The 14063-nt window shown below is 66.2% G+C and carries 15 protein-coding genes; 10 read left to right on the forward strand and 5 right to left on the reverse strand.

The features are described 5' to 3' along the window. The first annotated feature begins 8 nt into the window (after window positions 1–8). On the forward strand, window positions 9–632 hold the full coding sequence (gene bluB / locus CH281_RS10580; RefSeq protein ID WP_174557217.1) for a 5,6-dimethylbenzimidazole synthase: 624 nt from the start codon (window positions 9–11) through the stop codon (window positions 630–632). Further along, a complete protein-coding gene (locus CH281_RS10585; protein WP_256983455.1) occupies window positions 629–1678 on the forward strand; it encodes a hypothetical protein in 1050 nt (349 codons plus the stop codon). Before bluB ends, CH281_RS10585 begins: the two co-directional genes overlap by 4 nt. 4 nt (window positions 1679–1682) lie before the next feature. Here the strand turns inward: CH281_RS10585 and CH281_RS10590 are convergent, their stop codons facing one another. From CH281_RS10590 to CH281_RS10605, 4 genes are all read right to left on the reverse strand, one after another. Beyond that, on the reverse strand, window positions 1683–2192 hold the full coding sequence (locus tag CH281_RS10590; RefSeq protein WP_094694108.1) for a DUF427 domain-containing protein: 510 nt from the start codon (window positions 2190–2192) through the stop codon (window positions 1683–1685). A gap of 22 nt (window positions 2193–2214) precedes the next feature. Further along, window positions 2215–3009: a DUF2637 domain-containing protein gene (locus CH281_RS10595; protein ID WP_032382196.1), complete on the reverse strand. Its 795-nt coding sequence runs from the start codon at window positions 3007–3009 to the stop codon at window positions 2215–2217. Between the two features lie 38 nt (window positions 3010–3047). Then, on the reverse strand, window positions 3048–3350 hold the full coding sequence (locus CH281_RS10600) for a WhiB family transcriptional regulator (protein WP_094694110.1): 303 nt from the start codon (window positions 3348–3350) through the stop codon (window positions 3048–3050). A 259-nt stretch (window positions 3351–3609) separates the two neighbouring features. Beyond that, window positions 3610–4170: a gluconokinase gene (locus CH281_RS10605; protein ID WP_094694126.1), complete on the reverse strand. Its 561-nt coding sequence runs from the start codon at window positions 4168–4170 to the stop codon at window positions 3610–3612. A gap of 80 nt (window positions 4171–4250) precedes the next feature. On the opposite strand from CH281_RS10605, the gene CH281_RS10610 reads away from it, so the two are divergent. Together CH281_RS10610 and otsB are read left to right on the forward strand one after the other, a co-directional pair. Then, complete coding sequence (locus CH281_RS10610; protein ID WP_027494331.1) at window positions 4251–4994, forward strand: FadR/GntR family transcriptional regulator; 744 nt, start codon at window positions 4251–4253, stop codon at window positions 4992–4994. 59 nt (window positions 4995–5053) lie between these two features. Next, complete coding sequence (gene otsB / locus CH281_RS10615) at window positions 5054–7606, forward strand: trehalose-phosphatase (protein ID WP_094694112.1); 2553 nt, start codon at window positions 5054–5056, stop codon at window positions 7604–7606. Window positions 7607–7818: 212 nt separating this feature from the next. On the opposite strand, the gene CH281_RS10620 is transcribed toward otsB, so the two are convergent. Further along, window positions 7819–8925 carry a LacI family DNA-binding transcriptional regulator gene (locus tag CH281_RS10620; RefSeq protein WP_032364921.1) on the reverse strand — a complete coding sequence of 369 codons (1107 nt, stop codon included), beginning with the start codon at window positions 8923–8925 and terminating at the stop codon, window positions 7819–7821. Window positions 8926–9066: 141 nt separating this feature from the next. Between CH281_RS10620 and CH281_RS10625 the strand changes: the two genes are divergently transcribed. The 6 genes from CH281_RS10625 to CH281_RS10650 are packed head-to-tail and all read left to right on the forward strand — an operon-like array spanning window position 9067 to window position 14056. Further along, window positions 9067–10077 (forward strand): metal ABC transporter solute-binding protein, Zn/Mn family, encoded by a 1011-nt coding sequence (locus CH281_RS10625; protein ID WP_032391221.1) that lies wholly within the window; start codon window positions 9067–9069, stop codon window positions 10075–10077. 48 nt (window positions 10078–10125) lie between these two features. Further along, window positions 10126–10959, forward strand: coding sequence for a metal ABC transporter ATP-binding protein (locus CH281_RS10630; RefSeq protein ID WP_027494335.1), 834 nt, complete (start codon window positions 10126–10128; stop codon window positions 10957–10959). Further along, on the forward strand, window positions 10956–11834 hold the full coding sequence (locus tag CH281_RS10635) for a metal ABC transporter permease (RefSeq protein ID WP_027494336.1): 879 nt from the start codon (window positions 10956–10958) through the stop codon (window positions 11832–11834). The genes CH281_RS10630 and CH281_RS10635 overlap by 4 nt, the downstream gene beginning before the upstream one ends. A gap of 10 nt (window positions 11835–11844) precedes the next feature. Further along, the gene (locus tag CH281_RS10640) at window positions 11845–12603 is read left to right on the forward strand and encodes a LamB/YcsF family protein (RefSeq protein WP_032364917.1); all 759 of its coding nucleotides are present in this window, start codon (window positions 11845–11847) and stop codon (window positions 12601–12603) included. Continuing rightward, a complete protein-coding gene (locus tag CH281_RS10645) occupies window positions 12603–13205 on the forward strand; it encodes a 5-oxoprolinase subunit B family protein (RefSeq protein WP_032388292.1) in 603 nt (200 codons plus the stop codon). Before CH281_RS10640 ends, CH281_RS10645 begins: the two co-directional genes overlap by 1 nt. After that, on the forward strand, window positions 13202–14056 hold the full coding sequence (locus CH281_RS10650) for a biotin-dependent carboxyltransferase family protein (RefSeq protein ID WP_032391220.1): 855 nt from the start codon (window positions 13202–13204) through the stop codon (window positions 14054–14056). Before CH281_RS10645 ends, CH281_RS10650 begins: the two co-directional genes overlap by 4 nt. Window positions 14057–14063 lie beyond the last annotated feature (7 nt).

Genomic DNA, 14063 nt, shown 5'->3' on the forward strand with positions numbered 1-14063 from the left:
AAGCCACACTGTCGGTATACGCGGCCATTCGATCTCGCCGCGACGTGCGAGCCGAGTTCGACGGAACCGTCGTCGACGACGACACCTTGCGCCGCATCCTCGGCGCAGCGCATCAGGCACCGAGCGTCGGTAACACCCAGCCCTGGGATTTCATAGTGGTCCGCAAACCCGACACGTTGAGCGCCTTCGCCGCACACGTCGCCGACTGCCGACAGGACTTCGCGAACAAGCTCGACTCCGAGCGCCGACAGACGTTCGACCCCATCCGTATCGAAGGGATCGAGACCAGCGGCACCGGAGTGGTGGTCACGTACGACCCGAACCGGGGAGGCCCGCACGTCCTCGGCCGCGACACCGTCGACGACACCGGATTGTTCTCGGCAGTATTGGCCATCGAAAACCTCTGGCTCGCAGCGATAGCCGAGAACGTCGGGGTCGGCTGGGTGTCGTTCTACGACGAGGCGTACCTCACCGAACTGCTCGACATCCCCGCCCCGGTGCGTCCGATCGCATGGTTGTGTGTGGGCCCGGTCGAGTCGTTCCAGGAGGTACCGGATCTCGAGCGATTCGGCTGGCGCACGGGGCGTCCACTGGACGATGCCCTGCACTTCGAGCAGTACCGCCGATCGTGAAAACCGCTCTCGCCGCGGCGACGGTCATGTGCCTCCTGCTCGTGGGGTGCTCTTCTGCCCCTGACGAATCCCCTTCGCCCGCAACCACGCCGGCAACAACTCCGGCGGCCGAACCCGCCCAGGCGCCCGATTCTGCCGATCCCGTCGGAACTGTCGTTCCGCTCCCGGGGGCTCCCGAGGGCATCGTCGTGGGGACGTCGGGCATCGCCGCCGCCGGAGTACGCGAGCCCGACGGCGTGGTGCTCTTCGACGCGGCGACGGGTGCCGTCCGGCAGATGGTCCAGACGACGGGCGCACCCCGGCATCTTTCGCTGGCAGGTCCCGACGGCCCGGTCCTGGCCCCGCTCGAAGGCAGTGACGAACTACTCGAATTGGCGCTGAACGACGGCGCGATCCTGTCCACGGCCACGGGTGTCGGACGGCAGCCGCACGACGCGGTGCTCACCTCCGGCGGCACGATCGTGGCCACCAACGAGATGGGCGGCGGGGTGATCTTCCTGCGCGAGGGATCGGTCGTGTCGGAGCTACCGCCGGGCCCGGTCCAGCCCGGTGGCGCTGCCGCTCTGGGCCCGTACGCCGCCGTCGCAGACGTGCAGGGCAACGGCGTGTGGGTCTACGACGGCGCGACCCAGCGGGAGGTGGCGCAGGCCCCGATCGGCGTCAAGCTGACCCACGCCGTGACGGTGAACGAGACAACGGCCGGGTTCGCCGATACCGACGGCGGAACCGTTCTTCTCGCCTCGGTCGACGCTGCGGGGAGTATCCGCCAGACCGCGTCGATCGAGGCCCCGGGAAATCCGTACGGACTTGCCGTCGACCGCGACCGGGCACTGCTGTTCGTGACGTTGACCGCGTCGAATCTGCTGCGCGTGGTCGATGTTTCGGACGTCTCCGCACCGCGAATCCTGGGCGACGTCCCGACCGTGACACAGGCCAACTCCGTTGCCGTCGACCCGCGCACCGGAGACGTTCTGGTGACCGGCAGCGACCCCGGCGCAACGAGTTCGATTCAGATCATTCCCCGCGCCGAGCTACCCGCGGGGTGAGTGATCACCAGCCGTAGGAGCCCGGGATGCCCTTGAACGGGCCGACCACGTCGTCGGTGATCCAGCCCTCGTAGAAACCGCCTTCTTGCGGCCGGACCGCCTCGCCGTCGATTTCGCAGTCGAGTCGGCTGGGTGAGAACGCAAGATAACCGGCGATCTCTGCGAACCGCGGTGTCGGGTTCTCGTAGCTCCACCCCGCGGCCGGTGCCACGGCGTCGCCGTGCACGTCCCAGTACGTCGCGGCGCCCTTCCATTCGCAGTGCGTCGACCGGGCCTCGGACGGCGTCAACGCGCCGGGAACCACGTCTGCGGGAGAGATGTACCAGGTGGGCGGATGGCTGGTTTCGAGCACTCGGTACGCGGCGGTGGTGCGCGCGACCACCTCGCCGCCGAGCCGGACGACCAGCGAACGGTTGGAGGACTCGAGCTTCGGTGGACGGGGGTAATCCCACACCGACTCCTGACCCGGCTTCGGCTTCTCGGGAACTACGGATCTCGGCAGATTCTGGCTCATCTCTCGATGGTGCCACCGGATGTCACGGAGCGTCGACGGGATAGAGATCGTCCACCCGTTCCTCGTCGAGAATCCAGCGATCGACGTCGTCGAGAGGTTCGACCGTGCGCACGGATGTGACCGGAATATCGCTCGCCGGCGCATCGACCCGAACGTGCTCGATCAGCGTCTCCTGGGTTCGCGCGCCCGCGGTGTCGCCGTCATGGTCGTCGATGCTCGCGGCGACGGGGACCGTCAGCCTTCGGGCATCGACCGGAACGTCTGCGATGCTCGACTCGACGTCATCGGGTTGCTCGGTTGTGTGGTGCTGTTGCGCCTCGGCCTTGCCTGCCTGTTCGACCGCATGGACCTGTGCGATTTCATGGGTCTGTTCGGGTTCGGGTAGTTCGACGTCGCGCGGCAGTTCGGCCGGCACTCGGACGAGGATGCCGAGTCCGTGGGTCGCGGCCAACAGACTGACCGGGGCGACCGTCGCGATGGCCGCCGACAGCGCCGGATGCAGTGTTCCGGCGTCGGAAATGAAGGCGTGCATAGCATTTGCGCCGATACTGACCAGAGCTGCCGTGATCAACACGCCCCAGAAGAAGCGTCGACCACTGCGTTGTTCCTCGAATTGGGCGAGTGCGATGACGGAGATCGTGGCCTGCAAGATGGTGCCGTCGACGATCACCGGCCACAGCCACGACAGCGATCGCGGGACGCCCGCCATCGTGGCGAGATCCCACAGTGCGGCGAAACTCAGCACGAACGACGCGATTCCGATGACGGTGGTGATGACGACCGCACTGACGAGCGTCGCACGCAGGACCTTGTTCATGGGTCGTCATGAAACACGAGCCCACCGACAGGTTCCGATCAAGCGGTACGAACGGCTCCGCGGTAGAAGTCTGCGCGATCGTGTGCAGACATTCCGCCCCACACGCCGTACGGCTCGTTCGCTTCGAGTGCGTGCTGACGGCATTGCTCGAGCACCGGGCATCGGCCGCAGACCTGCTTGGCGGTCTTTTCCCGAGTGGCGCGGGCACGGCCTCGCTCCCCCTCGGGATGGAAGAACACGGACGAGTCGAGACCACGACACAGACCGTCGAGTTGCCAGTCCCAGACATTTGCGTTGGGAACGGGAAGTTGGACCGGCCTGGCGGGTGCGCCTCGCACCATGAGCTGTCTCCTCACTGAAAAGTGAACAAGCTCACCTTCTCGCATTCGTCGTACTTTTACAAGTCCTTTCGGTCATTCGTAGTACTTAAAATCAAGCGCGCTTGCTTGGAATATGCACTTACCGGACACTCCGCCCCGGACCTCTGCCCTGTTTCGGCCCCCGGGTGTGGATCAATGTCCCATTGCCGCACTCTGACCGACTGAATCCCGCATTGATCCGAACCCGGGTGGGGAGCGAGAGGGCAGAGGCAGGCAGCACTCAGTGGCTTTCGGACATTCCTGCGCGTTTTTCGAGTTCGACGAGGACGTGTTCGGCGATTTTGGTGGGCGGCGGGCCGATGTCGACGACGATGGCGTTCTCGTCGTCGCCGAGGGGTTCCAGTGTCGAGATCTGGGTGTCGAGCAGCGAGGACGGCATGAAGTGGTCCATCCGTGCATTCAGACGCCCGCTGATTCGGTCCTTGGTTCCGGCCAGGTGCACGAAGATCACCGGCGCCCCGTCCCTGGCTCCTGCGCTCAGTACGTCCCGATACGACCGTTTGAGTGCCGAGCACGTCACGATTCCCGATCGTCCCGTGCTGGTGTGGTCGGTGATCCAATCGGCGATGATGTCGAGCCACGGCCATCGGTCCTCGTCGGTCAGGGGCTGACCCGACGCCATCTTCGCGACGTTGGCGTCCGGGTGCAGGTCGTCGCCCTCTTGAAGGTCCCATTTCAAGGCTCCGGCGAGGATGCCTGCCACGGTGGATTTGCCCGATCCGGATACCCCCATCACCACGAGAACCGGATGGTGCGCTCTGCCTGTCTTCTCTGCTGCCATGACTCGATACTGCTCCATCCGGTGCATCGGGATCGGACAGACGCGAGAAACCGGGCAACCCGTGGGACGATCGATCGGACATGACCGAGACCAACGATTTTCGCCAACTCCACGATTCGGTGCTCGACGAGCTCGGGCGCGACATCGTGAGTGGCGCGATCCCGAGTGGCACCCGAATCTCGGCCGACGACGTCGCCGTGCGGTTCGCCGTATCGCGAACCGTGGTGCGCGAAGTCGTTCGTGTTCTCGAGTCACTGGGCCTGCTCACCGTTCGGCGACGCGTCGGCATCACAGTGCTGGGTTCGCAGAACTGGAACTCCCTCGACCCGGTGGTCATCCGCTGGCAACTGGCCGGGCCTGCCCGCGCCGAGCAGCTGCTGCTGCTCAGCGAACTGCGGTCCGGTATCGAACCTTTGGCAGCCAAACTCGCTGCCCACCGAGCCACCCCCGAGCACTGCGGGGCGCTCACCGCTGCCGTCATCGGAATGTCCTCGACGTCGCGGTCCGCGGACTCGGAGGCCTACCTCGAACACGACTGCAACTTTCACCGCACGCTGCTGGAGGCGTCGGGCAATCCCATGTTGCGGTCGATGTCGGACATCGTCGTCGAGGTACTCGCCGGACGCACCCGCCATGCCTTGATGTCGCGGCAAGCAGACCCCGAGGCCATCCGGTTGCACGGAGTGGTCGCGTCCTCCATCCAGTCCGGTGACGCCGACGCCGCCCAACGAGCGATGTTGGCCATCGTCACCAAGTCCGCGAGGTCGATGTCGGCTGCTTCCGGTGTGACGCCGTCGCCCGGTCTGGTTCCCGACCAGCAGTGATGCACCGGGCGCACGAAGCCAGGTACGCCGAGACGAGGTTCATCGCCTAGATTCGACGCGTGACTGCTCTCGAATTGCCGCTCGAACTTCGCCGCGCACTCGTCGGAGTCGCTCGGACTCCCCGTTTGCTCGTCGCGTCCGATTACGACGGAACCATGGCTCCGATCGTCTCCGACCCGCAGAAGGCCTTCCCGCACCCCGAGTCCGTCAGCGCCATGCGCGGGCTCGCCTCCCTCGCCGGCACCAACGCTGCGGTCATCTCCGGCCGCGCTCTTCGCGATCTCGCGATCCTCTCGCGATTGCCGTCCGAGGTGCAGCTCGTGGGCAGCCACGGCAGCGAGTTCGACGCCGGGTTCGTCAACGCCATCGACGACGACGCCAAGAAGCTCCTCACCGTCATCACCGGCGAGCTCCAAGCCATCGCCGACGCCCATCCGGGCGTGAGTATCGAAACCAAGCCGGCCAGCGTCGCACTGCACGTGCGCAACGCCGAGACTGCTGCGGGCGAAGAAGCCCTGGCCGCCGTGCGTTCCGGTGCTGCCGCACGCGACGGCGTCCAGGTGACCGAGGGCAAGTCCGTCATCGAACTGGCCGTCATCATCACCGACAAGGGCGTCGCCCTCGATATCCTCAGGCATCAGGAAGCCTCCACTGCTGCAGTCTTTTTCGGCGACGACGTCACCGACGAGAAGGCATTCGGCCACCTGCACGGACCCGACATCGGGGTCAAGATAGGACCGGGCGACACCCTCGCCGAATTCCGTATCGACAGCACCGAGCACGTGGCGCTGGCACTGGCGTTCCTGCTCGAGGAGCGTCGGCAGTGGCTTTCCGGAGCCGACGCCCCGCGCATCGAACGACTGACAATGTTGGCCAGCCCCAACGCCGTCGCGCTGCTCACTCCCGATGCCGACGTCACCTGGCTCTGTCACCCCGAGCCCGATTCGGCAGCGGTGTTCGCACACCTGCTCGGCGGCGATCAGGCCGGACACTTCAGCATCGGACCCGTCCGCGCATCGCTTCCGTTGAGCCAGCAGTACGTGGACGGCACGATGACCGTGCAGACCAAGTGGGCCAGCCTGCAGGTCACCGACTACCTCCCGCACGACATCGGCCAGGGCCAGACCGCGCTGACCCGCGTCATCACCGGCAAGGCACCGGCCATCGTCACGTTCGCGCCGCGTCCGGAGTTCGGAAAGGCGTGGGCGTCACTGGAACCCGACGTCGACGGACTGCGCATCCTCGGCACGGCAGACCCGATGGTCCTACGCAGCCCCGGTGTCACCTGGAACATCGTCTCCGACGGATCCCAGCAGTCCGCCCACGCCGAGGTCGACCCGTCGAACGGGCCGATCGTTCTCGAATTGCGGCTCGGCACAGACGATCTGAGCGAGCACCCGTGGCCCGAGGTCGAACGGCGTCGAGCATCGGAGTCGTACTGGAAGGACTGGGCCGACGGCCTTAATCTGCCGCCGCTCAAGCGCGATCTGATGAAGCGATCGGCCCTGACCTTGCGCGGCCTAGTGCACTCCGAGTCCGGCTCGATCATGGCGGCCGCCACCACCTCGCTGCCCGAAGACATTGGTGGAGTGCGTAACTGGGACTACCGATACTGCTGGCTGCGCGACGCTGCACTGACCGCGACCGCACTGGTCGACGTCGGATCGACAGCCGAGGCCGAGAACTACCTCTCGTGGATTCACGGGGTACTCGAATCGGTGTCGGGACCCGAACGCCTGCACCCGCTCTACACCATCTGGGGCCTGGGCCTGCCGCCCGAGGCCGTCATCGACGAGCTGCCCGGCTACGCCGGATCGCGTCCGGTCCGCGTGGGAAACGCTGCCAACCAACAGGTTCAGCTCGACGTCTTCGGCCCCATCGTCGAATTGGTGTCCGCCCTCGCACACGCCCGCAAAGCCGCGGGGTCGGAGAACGGCCTGTCCGACGACGACTGGGACCTCGTCCGCGCGATGGTCGAAGCAGTCGAGCGACGCTGGTTCGAACCCGATCACGGCATCTGGGAAATCCGAGACAATCCCCGCCACCACGTCTACTCGAAGGTGATGGGCTGGACGACGGTGGACCGCGCCATCGGTCTGGCCGAAACCTTCGGTCGCACAGCAGAATCGAGCTGGACCGAGCTTCGTGACACCATCCGAGAAGAAGTGCTCGCCAACGGCTGGAACGACGAAGTACAGTCCTTCACCGCCGCATACGACGGCACCGACCTCGACGCCGCGACGCTGTACATCGGCCTGTCCGGACTGATCGAGCCGTCGGACCCGCGTTTCGCAGCCACCGTCACTGCAACCGAAGCCGAACTGCGCAGCGGATCGACGGTCTACCGCTACCGCCACGACGACGGTCTGCCCGGCGGCGAAGGCGGATTCCACCTCTGCGCAGCATGGCTCGTCGAGGCATACCTGCTGGTGGGCCAACGCGCCGAGGCCGAGGCTCTGTTCGCTCAACTCGTCAGCGCCGCCGGACCGACCGGACTGCTCAGTGAGGAATACGACCCGATTGCCGAACGCTCTCTCGGCAACCACCCCCAGGCCTACAGTCACCTTGGTCTGCTGCGCTGCGCGAGATTGCTCAGCGCTCAGCCCGTCTGACCCCCACCCCCGGTTCACTCCTCACCAGTTGGGATCAATGCGCCTTTGTTGCAGTCAGACTGACTGAAACCCACATTCATCCCGAACGGGGTTCCGGCCGACACCGAATGAATGTGGCTTTGTTGCAGTCAGACTGACTGAAATCCACATTGATCCCAGATGGGGGTGAACTGCGGGCGAGCGAGCGGAGGGCGAGAGCGCGCGAGGACAGCTCAGGCGATTGCGGGCGGTTGAGCCGGCGGCGGTGCTGCGGTGCGGCCGCGGAAGAGTTCGGTCGGGAGGGTTTCGGCGGCGACGATGCCCGAGTGCGAGGACGAGAGCACCAGTTTGCCTGCGCGGCGGCCTTTTTCCTCGGCGTCCTGGCGCACGGTGGTCAGGTTCTCGCGAATGGCGTCGGAGATGCCGTCGAATCCGGTGACCGAGAGTTGGCTCGGCACATCGATTCCCGAGACTCTGGCGAAGTTGAGTGCACCGAGGGCGATGACGTCGGTGGTGCAGAGCAGTGCGGTGGTCTCGCGGTTGGCCTGTAGTGCCTGGGCTGCGGCGGAGTGGCCGGAGCGCACGGTGTGGTCGAATCGTTCGACGACGGTGAGGGTGTCGGGGTCGAGTCCGGCGTCGATCATGGCTGCCTGGACGCCGGCGATGCGTTCACGTTGGACGTGGAAGTGACTGTCGGCCAGCCGCCCCGGGGGTACGACGCCATCGCGGCGGTCGCGTCCGAGCCGCATGCACAGCACTGCAAGATGTTCGTGTCCCAGCGAGATCAGATGTGCGGCGAGCATTTTCATGGCGACGCGGTCGTCGATTGCGACGAGGGCGGCCTCGGGGATGTTGCGGGGTTGGTCGCACACGACGATGGGTAGGTGTCGTTCGCGCACTGCGGCCAGGTAGGGGTCGTCGTCGGCGACGGAGTAGACGACGAATCCGTCGACTCCTGCTTGTTGGACGACGGCTGCGGCTTGGACGTCGTCGCGTTCGGCTCCGGCCGGGATGAGCAGCAGCCCTTGTCCTGCGGCCTCGCAGGATTCGGCGAGACCGGCGAGGAAGCTCATGGCGGCGGGGTCGCGGAAGGAGTAGCTGAGGGCTTCGGTGAGCAGTAGTCCGATGGCTCCGGCTTTGCGGGTGCGCAGCGATCGCGCGACCGGGTCCGGGCCTGCGTAACCGCGTCGCTTGGCTGCCTGGAGAACGCGTTCGCGCAGTTCGGGCGAGAGTTGATCGGGTCGGTTGTAGGCGTTCGAGACGGTGGTTCGCGATACCTTCAGCTCGGCTGCGATCGACGCCAACGTCGCTTGCCGTCGGGGCTCGCTTGACCTGGCCATAACCGGGACGTTAGTCCCACACCACGCTGCAGTGAAAATCGAGGTTGGGCTCGTCCGATTCGATACCGAGCCCGCCCGAGAGCTAGAGTACAACGGTAACGGTTTCCATTAGCGTCAAGCCCTGCCTTCAGGAGTACATCGATGTCGTCCTTCCACCGCCCGTCTCGGGTCAAGAGCTCGGCCCTCATCGGCCTGACCTGCGCTGCCGCGCTGGCACTGACCGCGTGCAGCTCGAACGAGCCGACGAGCACCGAGTCCGCTCCGGCCAACCCCGTCGACGGTCCGATCACGATCGTCGCGTCCACGAACGTGTGGGGCAGCGTTGCCGAGGCCGTTGCGGGCGACCTGGCCACCGTGAAGTCGATCATCGCCGACCCGTCGGCAGATCCACACTCGTACGAGGCGAGCCCCGGTGACGCTGCCGCGGTTGCCGAGGCGTCCTTGGTGGTCTACAACGGCGGTGGCTACGACCAGTTCATCGAGGACATCCTGGGCTCCGAAGGCAAGGACGTGCCGTCCGTCGATGCCTTCACGTTGCTCGACGCGGACCACGATCACGACTCCGAGACGACGTCCGAGGCAGCAACCGAGTCCGCGACCGAAGACGGCCACTCGCACGGTGAGGTCAACGAACACGTCTGGTACAATGCCGAGGTCGCAGCGCACACCGCCGAGGAGATCGCCGACAAGCTCGGTCAGCTCGACCCGGACAACGCCGCGCAGTACACCGCCAACGCCGAAACGTTCCACGAGCAGATCCACGCGATCACCGACGTGACGGACCGGATCGCCGCCGAGTTCCCGAACGCACCGGTGGCCCAGACCGAACCGATCGCGCACTACCTCCTGGAGGAGTCCGATCTCGACGATCGCACTCCCGAGGACTTCAAGGATGCCATCGAGGAGGGCAACGACCCGTCGCCCGCATCGATCGCCGCGACACGGGATCTGTTCACGTCCAAGTCCGTCCGCGCGCTGGTCTACAACACTCAGACCGAAGACGCTGTCACACAGGACATTCGCACCACCAGCGAGGCTGCGGGCATCCCCGTCGTCGAGGTCACCGAAACTCTGCCCGCCGGGATGACGTTCATCGAGTGGCAGACCAAGGCCGCGACGGACCTGCAGGCCGCGCTCAGCACCAACCCGTGAGCCGATCCGCCTCCCGATCGGTGCGCAGCTGATGGAAAGCTGTAACGCATGCCTGCTGTAGAACTGCGCGATGCCGGACTGGCCTTCGGCGACCGCACACTCTGGCAGAACCTGGATCTGTCCGTCGCGGCGGGCGAGTTCGTCGCCGTCCTCGGCCCCAACGGGTCGGGCAAGACGTCGTTGCTCAAGGTGCTGCTCGGTCAGAACCACCTCACGTCCGGCACCGCGTCGATCGGCGGCAGTCCCGTTCGCCGCGGCCAGTCGGGCGTGGGGTACGTCCCCCAGCAACGCAACATCGACGACGATCTGCCGCTACGCGGACGCGATCTCGTCGGTCTGGGCTGGGACGGCCACAAATGGGGCATGGGACTGCGCGGCATGCGGCAGCGCAAGGAGACGGTGCAGCGCGCCATCGATCAGGTCGACGCCAATTCCTTCGCCGGCGCACCGGTCGGCTCGATGTCCGGTGGTGAACAACAGCGACTGCGGATCGCCCAGGCACTCGTCGGCGATCCGTCGGTACTGCTGTGCGACGAGCCCCTGCTCAGCCTCGACCTCGCCAACCAATCGTTGGTCTCCGGCCTCATCGATCGCCGACGGCGGGAGCACGACACAGCCGTGCTGTTCGTGACGCACGAGATCAACCCGATCCTCCCGCTCGTCGACCGCGTCGTCTACATCGTCGACGGCCGGTTCCGGATCGGGACTCCCGAGGACGTCATGACCACCGAGGTGCTGTCCGAGCTGTACGGCACCGAGGTCGAGGTGTTGAAGGTTCGCGGTCGGCTCGTCGTCGTCGGAACCGGCGACTCGATCGATGCGCTCGGCTCGGCCGGCGCCCACCATCCACCCGTACCGCACGACGGAGAAGACAAGGCATGAACGAGAAGGTTCTCGACGCATTCTCGAAAATGCTCGACTTCGACACCACGGCGAATCTGCTGAGCTACGACTTCGTTCAGCAGGCGTTGATCGCCGCTGCCATTCTCGGATTACTCGCCGGTGCGCTCGGACCGCTCATCGTCAGTAGACAGTGGGCCTTCGCGGTGCACGGATCGAGTGAACTCTCCCTCACCGGTGCGTCCGCAGCACTGCTCGTCGGTATCACCGTCGGACTCGGGGCCATCGTCGGATCCGTCGTCGCCGCGGTGATGTTCGCCCTCCTCGGCAACAAGGCCCGCGACCGCGACTCGGTCATCGGCGTCATCATGTCGTTCGGCCTCGGCCTGTCGGTGCTGTTCATCTGGCTGTACCCGGGCCGAACCGGCACCAGCTTCTCGTTGCTCATCGGCCAGATCGTCGGCGTCGGGCAGAGCGGAATCCAGCTGCTGCTGGTGTGCGCCGTTCTCGTGCTGATCGTGCTCACCGTGGTCTACCGGCCGCTGCTGTTCGCCAGCACCGACCCCGAGGTGGCCCTGGCCCGCGGCGTCCCGGTCCGCGCACTCTCGGTCGTGTTCGCCGTACTCGTCGGAGTTGCCTGTGCACTCGGCGTGCAGATCGTCGGTGCCCTGCTGGTTCTCTCACTGCTCATCACGCCGGCCGCGGCCGCCGCGCGGGTCACGGCCAGCCCGCTGAAGGCGACGCTGCTGTCCATCCTCTTCGCCGAGATCGCCGCTGTCGGTGGCATCTTGCTCTCGCTCGCTCCGGGGCTCCCGGTCTCGACCTTCGTCACGACCATCTCGTTCGTCATCTACCTCCTCTGCCGCGGCATCGGGGCAACCCGCAAGGCCAATTCCGGACGGCTCGTCGCCGCCTAGACTGTCCAAGGTGACGGCCATCGATCTCAACGCCGATCTCGGCGAAAGCTACGGTGCGTGGACTCTGGGCGACGACGACGCGATGCTCGCAGTGGTGTCCAGTGCCAACGTCGCGTGCGGCTTTCACGCCGGTGATCCGACCACTCTGCTGCGCACCTGCCGCTCTGCTGCGAACGCGGGCGTGCGGATCGGGGCTCAGGTCGGCTATCAGGACCTCGCCGGATTCGGTCGACGCTTTCTCGACGTCGCCCCCGCAGACCTCACCGCCGACGTGATCTACCAGATCGGTGCCCTCGACGGCCTTGCCCGAGTGGCCGGTTCGGCCGTCACGTACGTCAAACCGCACGGTGCGCTGTACAACGCGATCGTGCATCACCGCGAACAGGCGAAAGCCGTCGCCGAGGCAGTCGCCGCGTACGACCCGCGCCTGCCGGTACTCGGACTGCCCGGTTCGGCATTCCTCGACGAAGCCGAACGCGTCGGGTTACGAACAGTCGCAGAGGCTTTCGCCGATCGCGCCTACACCCCACAGGGAACTCTAGTCTCGCGTTCAGAACCGGGAGCCGTGCTCAGCGATCCCGAGGCGGTCGCCAAGCGGGTCCTGACGATGATCACCGACGGTACGGTCGAAGCAGTGGACGGCACAACGGTCGAAGTCCGCGCCGAATCGATCTGCTTGCACGGCGACTCCCCCGGCGCGGTGGCGATGGCGAATGCCGTGCGGGACCTGTTGCGCGTCAACGCTGTCGATATCGCCTCCTTCGTCTGATGCGCCTCCTCCCCGCAGGCGAGAACGCGCTGCTGATCGAGTTCGCCGACCTGCCCGAGACCATGTCGTACCACCGGTCCATGGTCCGCCAACGGCCGGACGCGGTCGTCGATCTGGTTCCTGCCGCCCGCACCGTGCTGGTGATCTTCGACGGGGCACCGGCACCGATACTCGAGTGGGTCGCGGCGCTGGAACCCGCTGTCGACGACCCCACTGCCGCATCCGAGGCGGTCACGATTCCCGTCTCCTACGACGGCGCAGATCTCGACGACGTCGCCCGCCTGACGGGCCTGTCCGTCGCCGAAGTGGTTGCAGCGCATACGCAACAGACCTGGACGGTCGCGTTCGGCGGCTTTGCGCCCGGCTTCGGCTACCTCGTCGGCACCGACACCCGACTGCACGTGCCGCGACGTAATTCACCGCGCACCAGCGTCCCGGCAGGCGCAGTGGGTCTGGCCGGCGAGTTCTCCGGCATCTACCCGCGATCCTCACCCGGGGGATGGCAGTTGATCGGCCGCAGCGACGTGACGCTGTGGGACAGTGAGCGCACTCCACCGGCACTGCTCACACCCGGCACCACCGTCCGATTCGAGTCGACATGAAGGCCCTGACCGTCCTGCAGACGGGTCCGCTGTGCACCGTCCAGGATCGTGGACGACGTGGCCACGCGGCGGTGGGCGTCGGACGATCCGGTGCAGCGGATCTCCGTTCACACGATGCGGCAAACCGTCTGGTGGGCAACGACTCCGGGGCCGCCACCCTGGAAGTGACGTTCGGTGGCCTGCAGGTCCGAGCCGAGTTCGACGCCGTCATGGCCGTCACCGGAGCGCACGTGATCTGCCGCGTGGACGGCACCGTGCAGGGACTGCATTCGACGCTCGTGGTCCGAGCCGGGCAGGAGTTGACTCTGTCGCCGCCCTCATCGGGTCTGCGCAGCTACCTCGCCGTCCGGGGAGGCATCGACGTCCCGCCGGTTCTCGGCAGCAGATCGACGGACACGATGTCGGGCCTCGGGCCCGCTCGACTCTCCCCCGGCACGGTGCTCCCGGTCGGCGACACCACAGACCATTGGCCTGCAGCGGATTTCGTAGTACCACCGCCGATTCGACAAACACTGCACATCACATTCGGCCCGCGCGATGACTGGTTCACCGAGCACGCCCGATCGGTTCTGGTGCAGCAGCCATGGACGGTCACGCAGGATTCGGATCGCGTCGGCATCAGGCTCGACGGCGTGCAGCCCTTGACCCGCGCGGTCGACGACGAATTGCCCAGCGAGGGAATGGTTCTCGGGGCACTACAGGTGCCGCCCTCGGGACAGCCGGTGTTGTTTCTCGCCGACCATCCCGTCACGGGCGGCTATCCGGTGATCGCCGTCGTCACCACGAACGATGTATCCGCCGCCGCGCAACTGACCCCCGGAACGCGAATCCAGTTCCGCGCTACCGGTTGATCCAGGC

Origin of the sequence: Rhodococcus sp. 06-221-2, assembly GCF_002258365.1 — a bacterium.
GTDB classification, from domain to species: Bacteria; Actinomycetota; Actinomycetes; order Mycobacteriales; family Mycobacteriaceae; genus Rhodococcoides; species Rhodococcoides fascians.

Excerpts from the sequence above, each read along its gene's own strand:
- CH281_RS10590 (WP_094694108.1), bottom strand. The coding sequence starts at position 2,192 with ATGAGCCAGAATCTGCCGAGATCCGTAGTTCCCGAGAAGCCGAAGCCG.
- CH281_RS10595 (WP_032382196.1), bottom strand. The coding sequence starts at position 3,009 with ATGAACAAGGTCCTGCGTGCGACGCTCGTCAGTGCGGTCGTCATCACC.
- CH281_RS10600 (WP_094694110.1), bottom strand. The coding sequence starts at position 3,350 with ATGGTGCGAGGCGCACCCGCCAGGCCGGTCCAACTTCCCGTTCCCAAC.
- CH281_RS10605 (WP_094694126.1), bottom strand. The coding sequence starts at position 4,170 with ATGGCAGCAGAGAAGACAGGCAGAGCGCACCATCCGGTTCTCGTGGTG.
- CH281_RS10610 (WP_027494331.1), top strand. The coding sequence starts at position 4,251 with ATGACCGAGACCAACGATTTTCGCCAACTCCACGATTCGGTGCTCGAC.
- CH281_RS10620 (WP_032364921.1), bottom strand. The coding sequence starts at position 8,925 with ATGGCCAGGTCAAGCGAGCCCCGACGGCAAGCGACGTTGGCGTCGATC.
- CH281_RS10625 (WP_032391221.1), top strand. The coding sequence starts at position 9,067 with ATGTCGTCCTTCCACCGCCCGTCTCGGGTCAAGAGCTCGGCCCTCATC.
- CH281_RS10630 (WP_027494335.1), top strand. The coding sequence starts at position 10,126 with ATGCCTGCTGTAGAACTGCGCGATGCCGGACTGGCCTTCGGCGACCGC.
- CH281_RS10635 (WP_027494336.1), top strand. The coding sequence starts at position 10,956 with ATGAACGAGAAGGTTCTCGACGCATTCTCGAAAATGCTCGACTTCGAC.
- CH281_RS10645 (WP_032388292.1), top strand. The coding sequence starts at position 12,603 with ATGCGCCTCCTCCCCGCAGGCGAGAACGCGCTGCTGATCGAGTTCGCC.
- CH281_RS10650 (WP_032391220.1), top strand. The coding sequence starts at position 13,202 with ATGAAGGCCCTGACCGTCCTGCAGACGGGTCCGCTGTGCACCGTCCAG.